Origin of the sequence: Edwardsiella sp. A.80236 (assembly GCF_044540725.1) — a bacterium.
GTDB lineage: Bacteria > Pseudomonadota > Gammaproteobacteria > Enterobacterales > Enterobacteriaceae > Edwardsiella > Edwardsiella tarda.
On record NZ_JBIUCY010000015.1, the window covers coordinates 16,880 to 36,859 of the forward strand.

The window sequence follows — 19,980 nt, forward strand, 5'->3', positions numbered from 1 at the left end:
CGCAAGATAGCAACGGGGCCTGCATATGCAGGCCCCGTTTTTGTCTGATTACACCTTGGATTAACGGCGGAAGTCGACGCACTCGGCCTGCGCCAGGTAGATCTGGCTCTGCGCCGGACGCGTCTCGGCGATCAGCCGTCCATCACGCAGGGAGTAACGTACCGGAACCTGACGACGCACGGCGTCAAAGCCGCTCTCCGCCGGTAGCACCAATAAACTGGCACGGCAGCCCGGCTCCACACCATACCCTGCTAAATTGAGGGTACGCGCACTGTGCGAGCCGATCAGCGCCAGCCCCTCATCGATCTGGCCATAGCCCATTAACTGGCAGACATGCAACCCCATGTGCAACACCTGCAGCATGTTAGCGGTTCCCAGCGGATACCACGGATCGAAGACATCATCGTGACCGAAGCAGACATTGATCTTCGCCTGGAGCATCTCCTTCACCCGCGTGATCCCCCGCCGCTTGGGATAATCGTCGAAACGCCCCTGGAGATGAATATTGACCAGCGGATTAGCGACAAAGTTAATCTGCGACAGTTTCAACAGCCGAAACAGGCGCGAAGTATAGGCGCCATTATAGGAGTGCATCGCCGTGGTATGACTCGCGGTCACGCGCGCACCCATGCCGTCACGATGCGCCAACGCCGCCACGGTTTCGACGAAGCGAGACTGCTCATCGTCGATCTCGTCGCAGTGTACATCCACCAGACGATCGTAACGCTGTGCCAGGGCGAACGCCTTATGCAGCGACTCCACGCCATACTCACGCGTAAACTCGAAGTGTGGGATCGCACCGACCACATCGGCACCGAGACGCAGCGCCTCCTCGAGCAACGCCTCACCATTCGGATAGGAGAGGATCCCCTCCTGTGGGAAGGCAACCAATTGCAGATCGACCCAGGGCGCCACCTCTTGCCGCACCTCCAGCATCGCCTTCAACGCCGTCAGCGTTGGGTCAGAGACATCGACATGGCTGCGCACATGCTGAATACCGTTAGCAATCTGCCACTTTAGCGTCTGCCAGGCGCGCTGTTTGACATCATCGTGCGTCAGCTGCGCCTTGCGCTCGGCCCAACGTTCGATACCTTCAAATAGCGTACCCGACTGATTCCAGGCCGGTTGACCCGCCGTCTGCGTGGTATCGAGGTGAATATGGGGCTCGACAAAGGGCGGTACCACCAACCCCTGCTCCGCATCCAGCTCTCCTGCCTGCGCCGGGCGTAATGCCGGCTGCGGCGTGACGGCGGCAATGCGCTCATCCTGTAACCGAATCTGCCACCACCCTTCACGCGCGGGGAGACGGGCGTTGATGACGGCCTGATACTGATCATTCTGCATGACTCACCTCCAATACACGCTGCTGACGACGTCCGAACAGGCGACTCAGCAGGCAATAACCCAACGCACCGCCTAAGACGGCATTCAATGGCACGATCCCGGGTAGCCCGTGACCGGCGGCGACGCCCAAGGCCACCGCAGCGATCGCGTTCCAGTTTACCGCCACCATCTCGGCTCGGGCAAAATCACGGTAGCGATGGCGATGCATCAGGTAGTCGGCGATGATCACCCCCCCGATCGGTGGGATGGCGGCCGACAGGAAGGTCAGCCAACCGACGAAATTGTTATACAACCACAGCGCACACAAGGTACCGATGAGGCCATTGGCCACCGAGAGCAGCTTGCTCGACAGTCCGGTAATGTTGGCGAACCCCAGACCAGAGGCATACAACGCGTTATCGTTGGTCGTCCAGATATTCAACCCCAGCACCACGATGGCCGGTAGCAACAGACCTTGCGCGATCATCACGTCGGAGATGTCCGCCATCCCCAAGGCTGCCGCGCCAGTAGCGCCGAAGACAAACATCAGCGAGTTCCCCAGGAAGAAGGCGACCATCGTCACCCACACCGCCACCTTAGCATTACGCCCAAAGCGTACGAAGTCCGCAGTCAAGGTACCGGCGCTGATAAAGGAGCCCACCACCAATGCCAACGCCAGGTTAAAGTCTAACGGTTGCGTCGGGGTCACCGCACGCAGCACATCCAGACCACCCATACCATTAATCGCCAGCCAGACCGAGTAACCCCCCAGCAGAGCGATGGCCGGCACCGCGATCACCGACAAGATGGTCAGTGCCGAGATGCCAAAGAATACGGTCACCGTCATCAACACCCCAGAGAGCGCGATCAACCATTCGGTATTCAGTCCGGTCGCCTTACTGACCGGAATGGCGAACATCGCCACCCCGACACCGAACCAACCGACCTGTGTACCGCCCAGCAGCAGCGAAGGCAACCAAGACCCCTTCACGCCGAAGGAGAAGCGCGCCAAGAGATGTGTGGTGAGGCCCGTTTTTGCGCCGATATAACCGAGAGTGGAAGTGTAGATACCGAGGAGGAGATTACCGAGGAGTACTGCGAGAAGAAAATCGTGATAGCCAAGTCCGGTGCCGAGAGTGCCGCCGGTCCACATGCTGGCGGAAAAGAAGGTCAGCCCCAGCATGACACAACTTAATGCCAGTGCGCCCTTACGCGCCGATGAGGGGACCGGCCCCTGACTGTAATTGTTATCCTGCGACACGCAATCCTCCTTAATCCCTGTGCAGTGGATAAAAAAATCTGGCGCATTCTAAAGAGTTGCCAGAAAAAAGCAAACGTTTTCTTTGCCGCCTTTTTATCCTGTCGTGCTTTCACCTCTCACCGATCGCGCAATGAGTGGCCGTTTCTTTAAACGACACCACTGCATATCCCCCACTTCTCTGGCAAGCTACTCGCATAGGCTGGCCGGCGGCGACGCGCACTCGTGCACGATCATGGCGCCAGCGCATTCTCCGCTCACCGCCCGAGGAGTTCCGATGGATTACTTTCCGATATTTTGCCAACTCGCGGCTAAGCCCTGCCTATTAGTCGGCGGTGGCGAGGTCGCCGAGCGTAAGGCCCGCCTCTTACTGGAGGCGGGTGCTGTCCTGACCGTCAATGCCGAACGCTTTACACCGCAATTCGAGGCCTGGCAGCAAGCGGGGCGCCTGACGCTGGTACCCGGCGACTTCGATCCCTCGCTGTTAACGGCACAATGGCTGGCGATCGCCGCCACCGACGACCCGCACGTCAATCAACAGGTACTCGCCCAGTGTGAGGCACGCCACCTCTTCTGTAACGTGGTGGATGCCCCCGCCCAGTCCGGTTTTATCATGCCATCGATCATCGATCGTTCCCCGCTGATGGTGGCGGTCTCCTCCGGCGGCAGCGCTCCGGTATTGGCCCGCCTGCTACGTGAAAAGCTTGAGGCACTATTGCCGCAGCACCTCGGTCAGCTGGCACGCCTGGCGGGTAGCCTCCGTCAACGCGTCAAATCACACTTCGCCACCCTCCCCCAGCGACGCCGTTTCTGGGAAAAACTGTTCGCTCACGATCGTCTGGCGCAATCCCTGGCGAACGGTGACACGCCGCAGGTTACCCAGCAACTGGATGCCCTATTCAGTAGCAATCCGGCCGTTCAGGGTGAGGTCGTGTTGGTCGGCGCCGGGCCGGGTGATGCGGGTTTGTTGACCCTGAAGGGGTTACAGCAGATCCAGCAGGCCGATGTAGTGATCTACGATCGTTTAGTCTCGCCTGAGATCATGGCGTTGGTCCGGCGCGATGCCACACGTCTCTTCGTCGGCAAGCAAGCTGGCCACCACTGCGTCCCTCAAGAGGCGATCAATAGCCTACTGCTGGAACAGGCGCAGCAAGGCAAACGCGTGGTTCGTCTGAAAGGGGGTGATCCCTTTATCTTCGGCCGCGGCGGCGAGGAGCTGGAGGCTTTAGCCGGTGCCGGTATCGCCTTCTCGGTGGTGCCTGGCATCACTGCCGCCTCGGGTTGCTCCGCCTACAGCGGCATACCGTTGACCCATCGCGACCATGCCCAGAGCGTCCGTCTGGTTACCGGCCATACCCGTCAAGAGGGAGCGCTGGACTGGTCTTGCCTGGCTGCCGCCGGACAAACGTTGGTGTTTTACATGGGATTAAGTCAAGCGGCGACCATCCAGCAACAGCTGCAACAGCATGGCATGCCGGCCGATACCCCGGTCGCCTTGGTCGAGAATGGCACCACGGTGCAACAACGCGTGATCAGCGGTACCTTGGCCCAGTTAGCGGCGCTGGCGACCCAAGCCGTCAGCCCCACGCTGATCATCGTCGGTGATGTCGTCTCACTGCGTCCACAGTTAAACTGGTTCCACAGCAGCGACGATGCCACGCCCGCCTCGCACTAGGGATAAAAAAAGGGGAGCCGCTGGCTCCCCTTCTGTGATTAACCTTGCCCGCTTATGGCTGAGCAACGAACCCGATAGCCTGATAGACCTGACTCAGGGTCTGCGCGGCGCGCGCGCGCGCCTTCGCGGCACCCTCACGCATCACTTCCTGTAAGTAGGCTTCATCGTTACGGAAGCGATGGTAACGCTCCTGCAACTCGGCGAGCATGCCAGAGACGGCCTCGGCTACCGCCCCCTTCAGATGGCCATACATTTTACCGTCAAACTCGGCCTCCAGCTCGGCAATACTCTTACCGGTCACTCCAGAGAGAATATCCAGCAGATTCGACACCCCAGCCTTATTGACCACGTCGTAACGTACGACTGGCGGCTCATCGGAGTCGGTCACCGCGCGCTTGATCTTCTTGGTTACCGCCTTGGGATCTTCCAGCAAGCCGATGACGTTGTTACGGTTGTCATCCGACTTAGACATCTTTTTGGTCGGCTCCAACAGCGACATGACACGAGCGCCGGACTTGGGAATAAACGGCTCAGGGATCTTGAAGATGTCGCCATACAGCGCATTAAAACGCGCCGCCACATCACGGCTCAGCTCCAGATGCTGCTTCTGATCTTCCCCAACCGGTACCTGGTTGGTCTGATACAGCAGGATATCCGCCGCCATCAGCACCGGATAATCGAACAGGCCAGCATTAATATTCTCTGCATAGCGCGCCGACTTATCCTTAAACTGCGTCATACGGCTCAACTCGCCGAAATAGGTATAGCAGTTGAGTACCCAGCCCAGTTGGGCGTGCTCCGGCACATGGGACTGCACGAAGATGGTGCTCTTCTGCGGATCGATACCACAGGCCAGGTAGAGCGCCAGCGTATCCAGCGTCGCGCTGCGCAGCTTATCCGCATCCTGACGCACGGTAATGGCATGCTGATCGACGATGCAATAAATGCAGTCATACTCATCCTGCATCTGCACCCATTGACGCAGTGCGCCCATATAGTTACCGATGGTGAGTTCACCAGACGGCTGTGCGCCGCTGAAGACGATGGGCTTACTCATGGTCACATTCCTGTCCTTATCAATTCAGTTCAGCGGTGCTAGCCCCACCAGAGGCAGCAGTCCAGAAAAATCATCCAGTACGCGGCAAGGCTCACTGGTGGCGATAGATTCGCCATAGTTATAACCGTAGGTCAAACCAACGGTAGGACAACCGGCCGCCTGACCGGCCTGGATATCGTTGCGTGAGTCGCCGACGAACAGCATCTCGCTCGCTTTAACCCCCCACTGAGCCAAGACCAAATAGAGCGGGGCGGGGTGAGGCTTACGCTTAATGACGTCGTCGCCACCGATCACCTGACTGAAGAAACGATCGATCCCCAGACGCTCCAACATCGGACGCACGAAGGGCGAAGGCTTATTGGTGATCACCGCCAGAGGGAATCCCTTGGCCGCCAACACGCCCAACGTTTCACGGACACCGGGAAATAACTGGCATCCCTGATGCGCACTCTCGGCGTAATGCGCGTCGAATGCGGCTCGCGCGCGCTGGCATAACGCGGCGTCTTGCGGCGCACCGGCCCAGCTCAGGGCGCGCTGCATCAACACATCGGCCCCGTTACCCAACCACAACTTCACACGCTCGACGCCCGGAGCGGGATAACCCAACTCCACCAGCGCCGCATCGGTGGCCGCCGCTAACCCCGGGGCGCTATCCACCAACGTACCATCTAAATCAAAGGCCAATGCCTGAATCGCAACACCCTTATTCATGACAGGCCTGCGCGATTTCTTGACGCATGGCTGCGATCACCTGGGCATAATCCGGCTGACTGAAGATCGCCGAACCGGCGACAAACATGTCGGCCCCCGCCGCCGCGATGGCGCCGATGTTATCGACCTTCACACCACCGTCGACCTCGAGGCGGATATCCAGGCCACTGGCATCGATACGCTCACGAACCTGACGCAGCTTATCCAGCGTCGCGGGAATGAAAGACTGACCGCCGAAACCCGGGTTGACCGACATCAGCAGGATGGTATCCAGGCGATCCATCACATAATCCAGGCAGCTCAACGGTGTCGCCGGATTGAGCACCAGGCCAGCCTTACAGCCGCAGCTACGGATCAATTGCAAGGTCCGGTCGATATGTTCGGAGGCTTCCGGATGGAAGGTAATAATGCTAGCTCCCGCCTCGGCAAAATCGGGAATGATGCGATCAACCGGCTTCACCATCAGATGGACATCGATCGGGGCGCTGATGCCGTAATCACGCAGCGCCTTACAAACCATCGGGCCGATGGTCAGATTCGGGACATAGTGATTATCCATGACATCGAAGTGCACCACATCGGCACCGGCAGCCAACACCTTCGCAGTGTCTTCACCCAGCCGGGCAAAGTCTGCGGACAAAATCGACGGGGCGATTAAATATGGGTTCATCCGTTTCTCCTGGGCTCAGGGACAGGCGGACGACAACGCTTAACGCTTGCCGTACAGCGCCAACAATTCATTCACTTTGCTGCGACCGTCACTCTTACGGCTGATCGTGCGCCGGACCGTTACCACATGCAACTCAGCGGCCTGCGCATACCACTCACGCGTCAACGGTGTCTCATGGTTGGAGATCAAGACCGGTATCTGGCGCGCGGCCAACTCAGTAGCCAACTCGGCCAGACGCATCTGTTCGGCGATGCCGAAACTATTGGCATGGTAGGCGGTAAAATTAGCGGTGGCCGACAGGGGAGCATACGGCGGATCGCAATACACTACCGCTCCCGTCTGTGCCCGCAGCATCGTCTGCTGGTAATGTTCGCAGACGAAGATGGCGCGCTCGGCCTTACGGGCAAAGAACTCCAGCTCCTCCTGCGGGAAATAGGGTTTCTTATAGCGACCGAAGGGGACGTTAAACTCCCCTTTGGCGTTATAACGACACAGGCCGTTGTAGCAGTGCCGATTCAAATACAGAAAGTACAATGCCCGCTGATAGCGGTCATCACTCGCGTTAAAGGCCGTACGAATGCGATAGTACTCTTCCGCCACATTCAGCTCGGGGCAGAACAACTGACGGGCATCACCGATGAAACGATCCGTCTCATCCTTCACAATGTTGTACAGACCGACCAGATCGGCGTTGATATCCGCCAATAGGTACTCATCATAATCCGTGTTTAAGAACACGGAACCGGCGCCAACGAAAGGCTCTACCAACCTTTCGCCCGCCGGCAGATGCCGACGGATCTCTTCAATCAAAGGATATTTTCCGCCGGCCCATTTCAAAAATGCGCGCTTCTTCTTCATGCCGTCGCCAGTCTGTTATATCTACTCGTTCAATTCGCCGGGGCGTACCTTTTCTCGGACAGCACATCGCGCGCGTTTCATTGATGGCCGCTTACTTTGCGTCCTTTTGCACCTGGCTCAACGGGCGAGCCCAAGGTTTCATCGCCTGTACCTCGGCCGGCAGGGAGGCAACCGCCCGCCGTGCCTCTGCTGGCGTCGCATAGCTACCGCTGACCAACACATACCAAGGCTTACCATTACGGGAGGTCTCATAGACCCAGTAGTGGCTCAGATTTTGGCGACGAGCGAACGCATTCAGCGTATTCGGCTGAGAGGCGCCGCTCAGTTGCAGGGTGTAATGGCTAGCTGGCGCGCTCTTCAGCGAACTACCGGCGCTACTGCCCGCCGCCGTCGGTAAATGGGCGGCTTGCTTACCGTTACTGCCGACCACCGGCAGATGTGCCGTCTGCTTCGGCGCGCTCGCCTCTGGCGTCCGTAGCGGTCGTTTTTCGTTATGGCGGGACGGTGCCTTCTCCTCGCGGCGCGGAGTCGTCTTGCTCGGCAACGGACGCAAGCCATTCTCTACCGCCTTGGGTTGACGCGCTGCGCCGCTGGCCAGGGTTGCCGGCCCCGTCGGCAAGGTATCGACCTGCGCTAACGAATCCAATGCCCCCTGCTGCTGCGTCAGAGCATCAGAGATGGAGTTACCGGCCAAATCGATGCGCTGCTGCCCATTCGCGGGCATCGCCGGCGCGGACTGTGTCGGTGTCGAGGAGACGGGTGGCATGGAGATCGGCTGTGGCTGACCCGGCTGTGCCGAGTTGCTCACGCCACTGCCATCCTGCATGTCGGTCAGATTACTACCGGAGGCCGCGGCATTGGTCGGGGAAGAGGTGTTGGCAAGGTTAATCTCCCTGGCACCGCTCGTCGCGCCCGCTGGTGCAACGCTTCCTTTGGAAGGAGACTTCAACGCTGAACCGATAGCGACGATCACCACCAATAAGACTAAGACCCCAGCACCAATCATCAAATGTTGGCGCGATACCGCCAGACGCGGCGACGCCGGACGGCGATTACGCGCGCGCGGCGGACGACGATCGCTGGCGTCCGGTTTTAACTCATCGTCTGCTTTAAACTCTTCTTGATCCATCTCACCCTCCACTTAGGGGCAAAGCCGGCGAACAAACGCCGGAGACTCGCAAATCGCTATTCAGGCCTGGCAGTCCGCTATCGCAGCCAATACCGCGTCATGACTGACCCCAGCATACACCCCAGCCTGGCCAATCGCCGTCGGCAGTACCAAGCGTAAGTGCCCGCCCAATACCTTTTTATCGCGTAACATATGCGGTAGATAGGCCTCCGGCGCCATATCGGCGGGGCCTTGAGTCGGTAAGCCAGCACGCCGTAGTAACGCCGCGATGCGCTCAACCTGTGCGGCAGGCAGGTAACCCAGACGGCAAGCAAGATGTGCCGCCATCATCGTCCCGGCCGCAACCGCTTCACCATGTAGCCAGTTACCATAGCCCATACCGGCTTCGATGGCATGACCAAAGGTATGACCCAAATTCAATAGCGCCCGATTACCCTGCTCGTGCTCATCCTCTGCCACGACCTGGGCTTTCAGCTCACAGCAACGACGGATGCAGTAGGTGATCGCGGCGGGCTCTAAACGCCGCAACGCCTCCATCTGACTCCCAAGCCAGATAAAGAAGTCACCATCCATAATCACGCCGTACTTAATCACCTCTGCCAGACCGGCAGAAAGCTCGCGGGGTGGCAAGGTTTGCAGACAGTCGATATCAATCACCACGCTGGCCGGCTGATAAAACGCACCGATCATGTTCTTACCCAGCGGGTGGTTGACGGCCGTCTTACCGCCGACGGAGGAGTCAACCTGCGCCAACAACGTCGTCGGCACCTGGATGAAACGCACTCCGCGTTGGTAACAGGCGGCAGCAAACCCCGTGAGGTCACCGATCACACCGCCCCCCAACGCCACCAGCGTCGTGTCACGCCCGTGATTACTGGTCAGTAAGGCGCTGAATACCTGATCCAACACCGCCAGCGATTTATACTGCTCGCCATCCGGCAGGATCACGCATTCGACGCGGACGCCTGCTCGTGCCAACGTCCGCTGAACCGACTCCAGATACAACTCTGCGAGGGTCTCATTGGTAACCAACATGGCCTGCTCACCGGAACAGAGCGGCCAGAAGGCGGCTTCCTGAGCAAACAACCCGCTGGCGATGCTGATCGGGTAGCTACGCTCCCCGAGCGTGACGGTGATCCTTTCCACAACCTGTCCCCCGTTACCGCACTAACCTTTAGCCAACCGTTTAGTTATTTTCCAACAGGTGGATAATCTGGTTGGCGACCACTTTAGCGCTCTGTTCATCCGTACGGATGGTGACATCGGCAATCTCTTCATACAGCGGATTGCGTTCTTGCGCCAGTTGCTCCAGCACTTCGCGCGGCGTATCGACCTGCAACAGCGGGCGTTTCTTATCACGCTGCGTACGCGCCAACTGCTTTTCGATGGTGGTTTCTAAGTAAACGACCACGCCTCGGGCAGACAAGCGGTTACGGGTCTCGCGAGATTTGACCGAGCCACCTCCGGTCGCCAGCACGATGCCTTGTTTTTCCGTCAGTTCATTGATGACTTTCTCTTCACGATCGCGAAAGCCCTCTTCGCCTTCAACATCAAAGACCCAGCTTACATCGGCGCCGGTACGACGTTCGATCTCCTGATCGGAGTCGAAAAATTCCATGTTCAGCTGCTGCGCTAACTGACGGCCAATAGTACTTTTGCCGGCACCCATAGGCCCAACCAGAAAGATATTGCGTTTCTCTGCCATGTTTTCGGTACTACTAAGACAATACGTTAATGATAACCCGCCCCGCCAATCAAATTAGCGACGGGACCTAAACTGAAACCTCATGAAGATAGTGCGAGATCAGATGAAAAATTATCTCAACACTCAAGGCCGTTTGGCAACCGAATAAATTTCCGTGCGCTCCGGCATGCGCACCCGGTTGGAGGCGATGAGAGACGTGGGACGGAACAAGGCGCAAACCGCTAACCTTGTATGCCAAATCCCAGCCAGCGTCAAACGCGGAAACCATTCATGTGATAAAAATTTTTTTCCAAGTGCTTAAAAATGGCGTCGGATCGCCCCTTATCAGGGCGCTGGCAGCAGTGTCGGTGTGATAAAAATGACCAGTTCGCGCCGCTCGCTACGTTGGCTATCGCGGCGCAATAGATGACCCAAGAGAGGAATGCTGGCGAGCCAGGGAAAGCCCTCGTACCCATCCTGGCGCTGATATTGAAAGATACCGCCCAATACGGCCGTATCGCCGTTAGGCAGCGTAACCTGAGTCGAAATCTCCTGTTTGTCGATAGCCAATGCTTCGCTATCGCCTTGCCGCACCAGGCGCCCTGGCATGTTCTGCGTAATCTGCAAAGCCAACTCGATGCGCTCATCGGCGAGCACGCGTGGCGTCACCGACATACCCAACACGGCTTCCTTAAACTCCATGGTGCTGACGCCGCGCTCGCCGTTGGAGACGGCGTAGGGGAGTTCGCTGCCCTGCTTGATGCTCGCCATCTGGCCGTGGGCGGCCATCAACTGCGGACTGGCGATGATCGCCACCTTATCTTGCCGCTCCAAGGCCGCCAACGTCATCGCCAATGCCTGACCACCGATATGCGCCACCTGGATACCGGCACTAAAATAGGCCTCATCCTCCCGACGTCTAACCTCGTGTTCACCCTCGCTGGCCGTACCGTTACGCCAACGAATGCCTAATTCGCGCAGCCCCTCCTGACTCATCGAGACGATATGTGCCGCCAGCTGTATCTGGGGTAGCGGGACGTCTAACTGGGTAACCCACTCCGCCACGCTAGCCAGACGCGTCGTCTCCGTACGTAATAACAACGCGTTAGTGCGCACATCCGCCACCACACTGCCTCCGACACCCAACAGATCGCGCCGCTGGCGCAGGCTCTTCTCCACCGTTAACGCATCGGCGTGATGCAACACCAGCCGTTGGCTACGCAGGTGCGCCGCCGGACGGGCGGCGGGCGGTGCCCGACGCTGCGCTCGCTCCCGGCTCTGTACCAACAGAATGCCATCGCGCGTCACTACACTGAGATCGTACATTTCGGCCAGGGCATCCAGTAGCTGCGGCCAAGGTGTCTGCACAATATGCACCGTCGCCGCGATGTTCAGTTCATCGCTCAGGATCAAATTCAGGCCGGCAAACTCCGCCACCGCTTGAAGCACCGTGCGCAGCGGGGCGTGATCGAACCAAACCGTCAAGGGGGTCTCTCGCGCTCGAGCCGAACAGGCCAGCAGCAATAGGACGAGGAGTCGCCATCTCATCGTACGCCGCCGAAAGAGGACGCCGCGTGCGATGGGCAAGGGAAGAGAGGGCGTGCTAACCGAGGAAAATCGAACCGCTGTCCCGTGCTGGCGGCAGTATCGGTACGCGGAGAGGAACCAGTGGCGGACGGGTGCCAATGCCCCTGCGCATCGCGCTGCCACAACGTGAAACAACGCGCATCGGCGACCAAGCCAGCCGCGCTCGCCGTCACTCTCGCGCTCGGCATGCGGCGAGGTGCCGCAAACGGATCGCGCGCGGCAATGGCCAGGCAGGGCAACAGCCCGATAATCAAGCCCCACGCCCACCTCATTCCCGTGCCTCAACCCACTGTACCCGCACGCCTTGAGGCTGTGGCGTTACCGTCAGCGAGGTAACAGCCAGGCCGCAAGCCGCGAGGCGATCCAATAACGAAAGCAAGTCGGTAAACTCCATCTCCCCGGTGATCTGGCGGCGGCCATCCGCTTGTGTTTGCCACGATAAGGCGACCTGCGCGAGCGAAGCACACTGCGTCTGGCGTCCCTGGGATGAAGCAGCAAGTGCCTCAGCTAGCCCGTATTGCGCCTCGACAGCCAGAGCGTGAACTCGCAACACGGCCAGCCGCTCTGCCCCCTGTACCAGGTGACGACGCAAGGTATACCGTTCCCATGCCAGCCCTACGCCCGCCACCAGCAGCCATATCGATGACAGCAGCCCGATACATAGCAACACCCGCCCCCACAACTGCCGCGCCGGTAAGGTATAGAATGCGCGGCATAATGCGAGCCAGAGATCACTCATGGCACTCCTCCGCCGCGCAAAGACGTAGCGTAAAACGCCAGTCCCCTTCGTCGTTATGGCTTAATGCTAGCCATTGCCACTGTGCCATCTGCCGGACAAACGCCGCCACGGCCTCCCGTCCCACCCCCTTCCCCATTAATAACCAATAGGGCGCGTCATAGTTCAAGCCGGTCAACCAAACATTCGCCGGGATCACGGCGGCAACCTTGCGCAGCTGTGGCACCAGCAGCGCTAAAGGCGAGACGGATTGTGTGGCCGACGTCGACCACTTGGGGAGTGCCGCCAACGCTAGCGTATGCTGCCGGACCCGCGCCTCAAGCCATGCGGCTTGCCGCGCCTGCTGTGCCAGATGCGCGAGTAACGGCGCGCGTAATCCCCCCCGCAGTTGTCCGTAGCCCCAGCCTAACCCTACCTGACACAGCAACCACACGGACAACATCGCGACTAAGGTACGCTGACGATGTCGCCGTAAACACTCACGCCAGGGCAAGAGATTTATATCGTCCATTGCGGTGTCTCCGCCATCAACGCGAGCCCCAGCGCGACACAACACTGCGCCGGTTCACGCGGTAACGGCGCCGAGCGATGGCGTAATAACGAAAAGGGATCCCAGCCGGTCTGGCCACATCCGTGACCACACAGTAAGGGCGGGGGAGATTCCTCGCCCGACGGCGCCGCCGCCTCCCAAGCGGCGCTAGCTGCCGCCAGCCCCGCCTCACACGGAATGCAGCCATACTGCAACGGCTGACCCCAGGGTGCGATCCAGCAAAAGCGCTGGCCATCGCCGTGGATCAACGGCACCGTTGGCGCCTCACCGACCAAACGCGCTAAGGTACGCAAGGCACAAGGCAACAAGGTTAAACGCCGTAACACGAGTCCCGCCTGAGCAAAGAGCGCACACCAGGCGTCGCGCTGCGTGCGACGGATAGCACAGACCTGCCATGACCCCGTCGAATCGGCTACGCGCGTAAAATCACACGCCAATTCGCTCGCTGGCAACATCAACCGACGCTCACTCTGAGCCCGCAACCACGTTTGTTGCTGTAGGGGGGTTAACGCCGGGGGAGTCCCCGGCAGCGTATGGCAGATAGCCTGCTCGACGGGAAACGCCGTTCGCACCGACAGACGGCGCGGCAGGCGCGCACGCAATGCCGATAAGGCCTGCGGGAGATCGGCGGGGAATCGCGTAGGCGTAGCCTCCCCCCGCAGCGGAAAGTGCCACCAACCGCGTAATTGGTCGCCATCGCGCCGCCGGACCAGCGCGACGGCAATGAGCTGATGCGGTTGAATATCGATGCCCAGTAACCAACGGCCACATTCCATGTTGCCTCCCGCTTATCATCAACTTACTAAAAGAACGTATCCAGCATCTCTGCTAGCCTTTATACTACTGCCCGTTTGTTTATAAACTGCCCAACTGACATGTAATGGGAAATTTCAGGTGAAGTTCGTAAAGTATTTAATCATTTTCGTGCTCTGTTGCATCCTGTTGGGGGTCGCTACGGTATTTGGCCTGTACAAATACGTCGAACCCCAGCTCCCGGATGTGGCGACGTTAAAAGACGTACGCCTACAGACACCGATGCAGGTCTATAGCGCCGACGGCTACCTCATCGCTCAATATGGCGAAAAACGCCGTATTCCGCTGCCGCTCACCCAGATCCCACCGTTGATGGTCAAGGGTTTTATCGCCACCGAAGATAGTCGTTTCTTCGAGCACCATGGCGTCGATCCCATCGGTATCTTTCGTGCAGCCTCCGTCGCCTTATTCACTGGGCACGCCTCACAAGGGGCGAGTACCATCACTCAGCAGCTGGCCAGAAACTTCTTCCTCAGCCCTGAGCGGACGCTGATGCGTAAGATCAAGGAGGCCTTCCTCGCCATCCGCATCGAGCAATTGCTGACTAAGGACGAGATCCTAGAGCTGTATCTCAACAAGATTTACTTGGGGTATCGCGCCTATGGCGTCGGTGCGGCGGCACAAGTCTACTTCGGCAAGTCGGTCGACCAACTCACCCTGAGCGAAATGGCGATGATCGCCGGCCTGCCCAAGGCGCCGTCGACCTTTAACCCGCTCTACTCCCATGAGCGCGCGGTCGCCCGGCGTAATGTAGTACTCGGTCGCATGCTGGACGAACACTACATCACACAGGCCCAGTACGATCAGGCGCGCAGTGAGCCCTTAGTCTCCCGTTATCATGGGCCGGAGATCGACTTCTCCGCCCCTTACCTCGCCGAGATGGTTCGCCAGCAGATGGTGGATAAGTATGGCGAGAATGCCTATACCGACGGGTTTAAGGTCTACACCACCATTACCAAACACCTACAGGTCGCCGCTCAGACGGCATTGCGCGATAACGTGCTCAACTACGATATGCGCCATGGTTACCGTGGTCCGTCCAACGTGCTGTGGAAAGTCGGCCAACCCGCCTGGAGTACACAACGCATCAGCGATACGCTACGTAGCCTACCGACCTATGGCCCACTTCAGCCCGCCGTCGTGATGTCGGCTAGCGCCGACAGCGCGAACGTCATGTTGGCCAACGGCAATACCGTCGTGTTACCGCTAGCAACCGTGCGCTGGGCTCGACCCTACCGCACCGATCGCCTCCAGGGTGCCACGCCGCGCAAGGTGAGCGATGTCCTCCAGGGTGGGCAACAGATCTGGGTACGCCAAGACAGTGACCAGCAGTGGTGGCTGTCGCAAGTACCGGATGTCAACTCCGCCCTGGTCTCCATCAATCCACAAGATGGCGCCATCAAGGCCTTGGTTGGCGGCTTTGACTTCGATCAGAGCAAGTTCAACCGCGTGACGCAATCCGTCCGCCAGGTCGGCTCGAACATCAAGCCATTCCTGTATACGGCGGCGATGGATAAGGGGCTGACGCTGGCGACCATCCTCAACGATCTACCGATCTCTCGCTGGGATGCCGGTGCCGGTACCGATTGGCGGCCGAAAAACTCTCCGCCCACTTACGCGGGCCCGATTCGCTTGCGCCAAGGTTTAGGTGAGTCGAAAAACGTCGTGATGGTGCGCGCCATGCGAGCGATGGGCGTGGATTACGCCGCCGACTACCTGCTACGCTTCGGCTTCCCGGCCCAGAACATCGTCAAGACGGAGTCACTGGCATTAGGTTCCGCCAACTTTACGCCGTTGCAGTTGGTACGCGGCTACGCCGTCTTCGCCAATGGCGGCTATCTGGTCGATCCTTACTTCATCACCCGCATCGTCGATGGTAACGATCAGATCATCTACGAGGCGCATCCTAAGGTGGTGTGCGACAGCTGCAACCTGCCGGTAATCTATGGCTCGACCCCCAAATCAGCTGTGCTGAGCGATGACAACGTGGAAAATGTCGCCGTCTCCACGACGCCAAACGTCAACGGCGATGTGCCGATGCCGGAACTCGAGCAGGTTACCCCCGGTCAGGTCAGCCAAGATAGCGATCAGCGCTATGCACCGCATGTCATCAGCACCCCGCTGGCCTTCCTGATGCACGATGCCCTGAGCAGCAATATCTGGGGCGAACCTGGCTGGATGGGGACTGGCTGGCGTGCAATGCGCGATCTGAAACGTCATGACATCGGCGGCAAGACCGGAACCACCAACAGCTCGAAGGATGCGTGGTTCTCCGGCTATGGACCGGGCATCGTCACCAGCGTCTGGATCGGCTTCGACGATCACCGGCGTGATCTGGGTCGTACCACCCTCTCCGGTGCTATCAAGGATCAGATCTCCGGCGGTGAAGGTGGGGCAAAGAGTGCCCAGCCAGCCTGGGATGCCTTCATGAAGTCGGCGCTGACCGGGATCCCTGAGCAACCATTGATCCCGCCGCCGGGTATCGTCAGCGTGGTGATCGACCGCGCGACCGGGAAGTTAGCGACCGGCAGCGGCAACAGCCGTAGCGAGTACTTTATCGAGGGAACTCAGCCGACCGACTACGCGACGCCGGATGCAGGCACGGTCATCATCAATAACGAAGGGCAGAGTCAGGAGCTATTCTGACGCCGCCCAGAAAACACAAAGGAGCCTCACGGCTCCTTTTTTATTTTATGTGCCAGATGGGCTCACACCGGGGGACATTCTCACCGCGCTCCCCATCATGCTCAGTGCCGGCTAGGCCGCACCACGCTGCAAATACTCGCGCAACAGGAACAGTGCGCTGACATTACGCGCCTCATGGAAGTCAGGCTGCTGTAACAGCTCCATCATCCGCGCCAAAGGCCAGCGAATCACCGGCATCTCTTCTGGCTCATCCCCTTGTAACCGTTTCGCGAATAACTCCTCGGCCACCACCACATTCATCTGGCTAGAAAAGTAGGAAGGAGCCATGGTGAGTTTATGCAACAAGGTAAACTGCTGCGCCCCGAAGCCCGCTTCCTCCATCAGCTCACGGTTTGCCGCCTGGAAGACTCGCTCACCCGGATCGATCAACCCCTTAGGGAAGCCCAACTCGTACTCTTCAATGCCCACCGCATATTCGCGGATCAGCAGCAGATCCTCGCCTAATATCGGCAGGATCATCACCGCCTCACGCCCCGAGGGACGCATACGCTCATAGACACGACGTTCGCCATTACTAAACTCTAGATCGACGGACTCCACATTAAATAAGCGTGAGTGCGCCACCGTCTCAACACCCAGGATCCTGGGTTTTTTTGTGGAACTATCCATACTTAACCCGCTGTCCTCAAGGTCCGCGATGGCTACGGCCAACGGCATGCCATGCGCGATAAATCGCTGATAATCACCAAAGGTACCTAACGGCATTGTGCGCAGATGCTCATATTTCCGCAACATTTGTCGCCATTATTTTACTTCCTCTTCCCACCTCATATTATTGGCGCCGAGAACGCGACTTATGGCGATAATCCCGTGACAGGATAGGAAAAATCGGACAATACCGATATGATCGATGAATGGGTATGCTAGGCTGAGTTACCGGGAAGGAAACGGCTTAAGATCAGTCAAACTCATTCCACGACATAGCGTTATATTGGTAATCATCACCGTCACAACCGGTGTTCCAGCGCGGGAGAGGTAGGTGGGCGCTGCGAACAATCGTCGTCACAGGATTCGACGAAACGTGTGCAGGTTGGCTGTACGGTGATCATCGTGAGGGCGTCGGTATGAACGCATCCATCACAACACTCCTGTATCTTCTCCCTACAGCGGTTATTATCGGCTATATCTATTGGTACACAATCAAGAGAGCGTCGCGGTTGTCTGCATCCTTTCCCTTTGTCAAAACCAAGCAGCGTAAACTGCAGCCGGCAGAGCAGCAAGCAATCTCGGCCTACCTACATGGGCTGGATGCCGCCGCCCAGCACGCCGACCCGGGCCTCGCACGGCTACATCAACGCCTGATGCCGCAGGGGGATCGGGTGTACGCCGTCACTCACGCCATCACGCGTTACGCTTTGGCCGGCGACACACCTAGCCAGCATCGTTACTTTCTGGATAACCAGGAAGTCCACCTGCCAGCCTTCTGGGAACAGTACATCGCCGAAGAGAACAGTCTCGAACTGATCAAAACCGCCAGCTTGCCATTGGTCGTCGCCATCAACGGCCATACCCTGGCGGAAAGCCTAGATAACCCACGTCTACCGCAACCGGCGCAAGCGGCCGCCTCAATCCGCCGCAGTGAGGGCGAACAGGTCGATCTATATGGTGTCCGCCAGGAGACCCTGGCGGAACATCGCTTGCAGCAACGCGGCGGCGGCTATATCGCGTTGCCAGTGGCCATAGGCCTGCTCTTGGCGGCCGTCGCGCTCGTCGTTCCATCGACGCTCATGCCGTGGCTACTCGCGCTGGCCGCGCTCTTGCTCGTCTGGGGTATCGGCTGCCTATACCGCAAGCCCAGCAGCAAGCAACTTAAAGAGATACACTTATTACGCGGCATTCCCAAGCGCTGGGGGCTATTCGGCGAATCTTGCACCGAGCAATTGAACAACGTCTCCATCGGTACGCTAGACCTCATCTACCCGGCACATTGGCAACCTTACATCCACAAGGATCTTGGCCAGCTGACCGAGATTGAAATCTATTTGAATCGCCATGTCGTCCGCCAAGGCCGTTTTCTTTCGCTCAACGATGAAGCCACCCAATTCCCGTTACAACCCTGGGGGCGCAACGCGCTGTTCAGCGTTGCCGCGCTGCTCGGCCTGCTGTTACTGTTGACGAGTCAATCGTTGAGCGTCCCGCTAAAGATCAGCAGCGCTTGGCTACACGGCCCACAAACGCTCTCCGCCGACAGCGTGCAACAGTTGGCGGCCATGCCCTTACAAGTCGGCGATGTGCTGGACCTCAAAGGCTCGGGCATGTGCCATGTGCCAGCGCTCTATCAAGAGGGAGAACGTTATCCTTTCCTCCCCTTCGATTGCAGCACCATCTATTGGGGAACCGCAACCCCGATGGCGGAGCCTAACTCCGATATCATCGATAATGCGGCGTCGCTACAAGCCACCGTTAACCGCCAGCTCGCCGCGCAAGAGGGTGACAACGCGGTCAGCCCGGCGCTGGCCAGTGCGATCCAAAAGTCTGGGATGATCCTACTGAATGACTTCGCCGCAATCGTACTCAAAACCGATGCATTATGCGGCCAAAAGAACGAATGCGTTCGACTGAAGAACTCACTGGTGAACCTCAGTAACAGTAAGTCGTGGAGTGCGCTGCTCAAGAAGGCACGCAGCGGCGGCCTAGAGGGCATCAACGTCCTGATGCGTCCGGCTAGCGCTCACCAGCTTGCGACAATCGTCAACAACGCCGTCTCCTCTTTCTACAACCGTGAGACCCGTAAGGCGGCGCAGTTACTCGCCGTAACACCGCCTGGCGGCTTCCTGATCAGCAGCGATGAAAAACGTCAGTGGGTTACCCACCCACAGCCGCCCCTCTCACTGTATGAGTATGGTCCGCAAGATCAGTGGCGCGAGCTGGAAAACCTGTCGCGCATGTTACTAAATACGCCCTTCCGCGCACACGGCGTGATCACCGATATCCGCAGTGATGCCAATGGTACGCGCCATATCACCCTGCACAGCCAACCCGAGGGTTTAAGCCTCTGGCGTTATCTGCTCATGCCGCCGCTGCTCTTAACGCTAGGTATCGTCCTAGCGGTCAACGTTACCCTTTTCGTGCGTCGCTGGCGCAGTGCCCGGGCGCGTATTCCGGCGATCCAACGCTACTACGAACAGTGCATCAATCATAAGATTATGCCGTTCGATCCGCCCTCACACCCTTAACTGTGGCATGACAAGGGGGCGCTAGGAAAATATACTGGGCGCTGATC

Annotated in this window: 17 protein-coding genes; 3 read left to right on the plus strand and 14 right to left on the minus strand. The window is 58.6% G+C overall.

What is annotated here, in order from left to right; all coding sequences use genetic code 11:
* Window positions 1-60: 60 nt before the first annotated feature.
* Both ACEQFP_RS12910 and codB read right to left on the minus strand, forming a co-directional pair.
* Window positions 61-1,344, minus strand: coding sequence for a cytosine deaminase (locus ACEQFP_RS12910; RefSeq protein WP_047059021.1), 1,284 nt, complete (start codon window positions 1,342-1,344; stop codon window positions 61-63).
* Window positions 1,334-2,584, minus strand: coding sequence for a cytosine permease (gene codB / locus ACEQFP_RS12915; RefSeq protein ID WP_005297483.1), 1,251 nt, complete (start codon window positions 2,582-2,584; stop codon window positions 1,334-1,336). Before codB ends, ACEQFP_RS12910 begins: the two co-directional genes overlap by 11 nt.
* Window positions 2,585-2,858: 274 nt before the next feature.
* Between codB and cysG the strand changes: the two genes are divergently transcribed.
* Window positions 2,859-4,256 carry a siroheme synthase CysG gene (cysG, locus tag ACEQFP_RS12920; RefSeq protein ID WP_047059020.1) on the plus strand — a complete coding sequence of 466 codons (1,398 nt, stop codon included), beginning with the start codon at window positions 2,859-2,861 and terminating at the stop codon, window positions 4,254-4,256.
* A gap of 52 nt (window positions 4,257-4,308) precedes the next feature.
* On the opposite strand, the gene trpS is transcribed toward cysG, so the two are convergent.
* The 11 genes from trpS to ACEQFP_RS12975 form a co-directional block, all read right to left on the minus strand.
* A complete protein-coding gene (trpS, locus tag ACEQFP_RS12925) occupies window positions 4,309-5,313 on the minus strand; it encodes a tryptophan--tRNA ligase (protein WP_005290454.1) in 1,005 nt (334 codons plus the stop codon).
* 24 nt (window positions 5,314-5,337) lie between these two features.
* Window positions 5,338-6,024, minus strand: coding sequence for a phosphoglycolate phosphatase (locus ACEQFP_RS12930; RefSeq protein WP_005290457.1), 687 nt, complete (start codon window positions 6,022-6,024; stop codon window positions 5,338-5,340).
* Window positions 6,017-6,694 (minus strand): ribulose-phosphate 3-epimerase, encoded by a 678-nt coding sequence (rpe, locus tag ACEQFP_RS12935; RefSeq protein WP_005290459.1) that lies wholly within the window; start codon window positions 6,692-6,694, stop codon window positions 6,017-6,019. The genes ACEQFP_RS12930 and rpe overlap by 8 nt, the downstream gene beginning before the upstream one ends.
* Before the next feature lie 39 nt (window positions 6,695-6,733).
* On the minus strand, window positions 6,734-7,552 hold the full coding sequence (dam, locus tag ACEQFP_RS12940) for an adenine-specific DNA-methyltransferase (RefSeq protein WP_005290461.1): 819 nt from the start codon (window positions 7,550-7,552) through the stop codon (window positions 6,734-6,736).
* A 91-nt stretch (window positions 7,553-7,643) separates the two neighbouring features.
* The gene (locus ACEQFP_RS12945) at window positions 7,644-8,681 is read right to left on the minus strand and encodes an SPOR domain-containing protein (protein ID WP_005290462.1); all 1,038 of its coding nucleotides are present in this window, start codon (window positions 8,679-8,681) and stop codon (window positions 7,644-7,646) included.
* A 60-nt stretch (window positions 8,682-8,741) separates the two neighbouring features.
* Window positions 8,742-9,827 carry a 3-dehydroquinate synthase gene (gene aroB, locus ACEQFP_RS12950; RefSeq protein WP_370547156.1) on the minus strand — a complete coding sequence of 362 codons (1,086 nt, stop codon included), beginning with the start codon at window positions 9,825-9,827 and terminating at the stop codon, window positions 8,742-8,744.
* Window positions 9,828-9,867: 40 nt separating this feature from the next.
* Window positions 9,868-10,386, minus strand: coding sequence for a shikimate kinase AroK (aroK, locus tag ACEQFP_RS12955; RefSeq protein WP_005290467.1), 519 nt, complete (start codon window positions 10,384-10,386; stop codon window positions 9,868-9,870).
* A gap of 324 nt (window positions 10,387-10,710) precedes the next feature.
* Window positions 10,711-11,913, minus strand: coding sequence for a secretin N-terminal domain-containing protein (locus tag ACEQFP_RS12960; RefSeq protein ID WP_005290471.1), 1,203 nt, complete (start codon window positions 11,911-11,913; stop codon window positions 10,711-10,713).
* A gap of 307 nt (window positions 11,914-12,220) precedes the next feature.
* On the minus strand, window positions 12,221-12,691 hold the full coding sequence (locus ACEQFP_RS12965; RefSeq protein ID WP_370547155.1) for a mammalian cell entry protein: 471 nt from the start codon (window positions 12,689-12,691) through the stop codon (window positions 12,221-12,223).
* Entirely contained in the window at window positions 12,684-13,199 is a 516-nt protein-coding gene (locus tag ACEQFP_RS12970) for a PilN domain-containing protein (RefSeq protein ID WP_005297475.1), read from the minus strand. The genes ACEQFP_RS12965 and ACEQFP_RS12970 overlap by 8 nt, the downstream gene beginning before the upstream one ends.
* A complete protein-coding gene (locus ACEQFP_RS12975) occupies window positions 13,187-14,014 on the minus strand; it encodes a hypothetical protein (RefSeq protein WP_005290477.1) in 828 nt (275 codons plus the stop codon). The genes ACEQFP_RS12970 and ACEQFP_RS12975 overlap by 13 nt, the downstream gene beginning before the upstream one ends.
* A 118-nt stretch (window positions 14,015-14,132) precedes the next feature.
* Between ACEQFP_RS12975 and mrcA the strand changes: the two genes are divergently transcribed.
* Window positions 14,133-16,697 carry a peptidoglycan glycosyltransferase/peptidoglycan DD-transpeptidase MrcA gene (gene mrcA / locus ACEQFP_RS12980; protein ID WP_047059015.1) on the plus strand — a complete coding sequence of 855 codons (2,565 nt, stop codon included), beginning with the start codon at window positions 14,133-14,135 and terminating at the stop codon, window positions 16,695-16,697.
* Between the two features lie 111 nt (window positions 16,698-16,808).
* Here the strand turns inward: mrcA and nudE are convergent, their stop codons facing one another.
* Window positions 16,809-17,366, minus strand: a complete 558-nt coding sequence (gene nudE / locus ACEQFP_RS12985) for an ADP compounds hydrolase NudE (protein ID WP_005297471.1) — start codon at window positions 17,364-17,366, stop codon at window positions 16,809-16,811.
* A gap of 455 nt (window positions 17,367-17,821) precedes the next feature.
* Between nudE and ACEQFP_RS12990 the strand changes: the two genes are divergently transcribed.
* Window positions 17,822-19,933, plus strand: a complete 2,112-nt coding sequence (locus tag ACEQFP_RS12990) for an IgaA/UmoB family intracellular growth attenuator (RefSeq protein WP_370547154.1) — start codon at window positions 17,822-17,824, stop codon at window positions 19,931-19,933.
* The last annotated feature ends 47 nt before the right edge of the window (window positions 19,934-19,980 follow it).

Bases quoted from the DNA above. Each gene is read 5' to 3' on its own strand.
- ACEQFP_RS12930 (WP_005290457.1), bottom strand. From the start codon at position 6,024: ATGAATAAGGGTGTTGCGATTCAGGCATTGGCCTTTGATTTAGATGGT.
- ACEQFP_RS12960 (WP_005290471.1), bottom strand. From the start codon at position 11,913: ATGAGATGGCGACTCCTCGTCCTATTGCTGCTGGCCTGTTCGGCTCGA.
- trpS (WP_005290454.1), bottom strand. From the start codon at position 5,313: ATGAGTAAGCCCATCGTCTTCAGCGGCGCACAGCCGTCTGGTGAACTC.
- ACEQFP_RS12965 (WP_370547155.1), bottom strand. From the start codon at position 12,691: ATGAGTGATCTCTGGCTCGCATTATGCCGCGCATTCTATACCTTACCG.
- ACEQFP_RS12990 (WP_370547154.1), top strand. From the start codon at position 17,822: ATGAACGCATCCATCACAACACTCCTGTATCTTCTCCCTACAGCGGTT.
- ACEQFP_RS12975 (WP_005290477.1), bottom strand. From the start codon at position 14,014: ATGGAATGTGGCCGTTGGTTACTGGGCATCGATATTCAACCGCATCAG.
- ACEQFP_RS12970 (WP_005297475.1), bottom strand. From the start codon at position 13,199: ATGGACGATATAAATCTCTTGCCCTGGCGTGAGTGTTTACGGCGACAT.
- ACEQFP_RS12910 (WP_047059021.1), bottom strand. From the start codon at position 1,344: ATGCAGAATGATCAGTATCAGGCCGTCATCAACGCCCGTCTCCCCGCG.
- aroK (WP_005290467.1), bottom strand. From the start codon at position 10,386: ATGGCAGAGAAACGCAATATCTTTCTGGTTGGGCCTATGGGTGCCGGC.
- dam (WP_005290461.1), bottom strand. From the start codon at position 7,552: ATGAAGAAGAAGCGCGCATTTTTGAAATGGGCCGGCGGAAAATATCCT.
- cysG (WP_047059020.1), top strand. From the start codon at position 2,859: ATGGATTACTTTCCGATATTTTGCCAACTCGCGGCTAAGCCCTGCCTA.
- nudE (WP_005297471.1), bottom strand. From the start codon at position 17,366: ATGGATAGTTCCACAAAAAAACCCAGGATCCTGGGTGTTGAGACGGTG.
- rpe (WP_005290459.1), bottom strand. From the start codon at position 6,694: ATGAACCCATATTTAATCGCCCCGTCGATTTTGTCCGCAGACTTTGCC.
- ACEQFP_RS12945 (WP_005290462.1), bottom strand. From the start codon at position 8,681: ATGGATCAAGAAGAGTTTAAAGCAGACGATGAGTTAAAACCGGACGCC.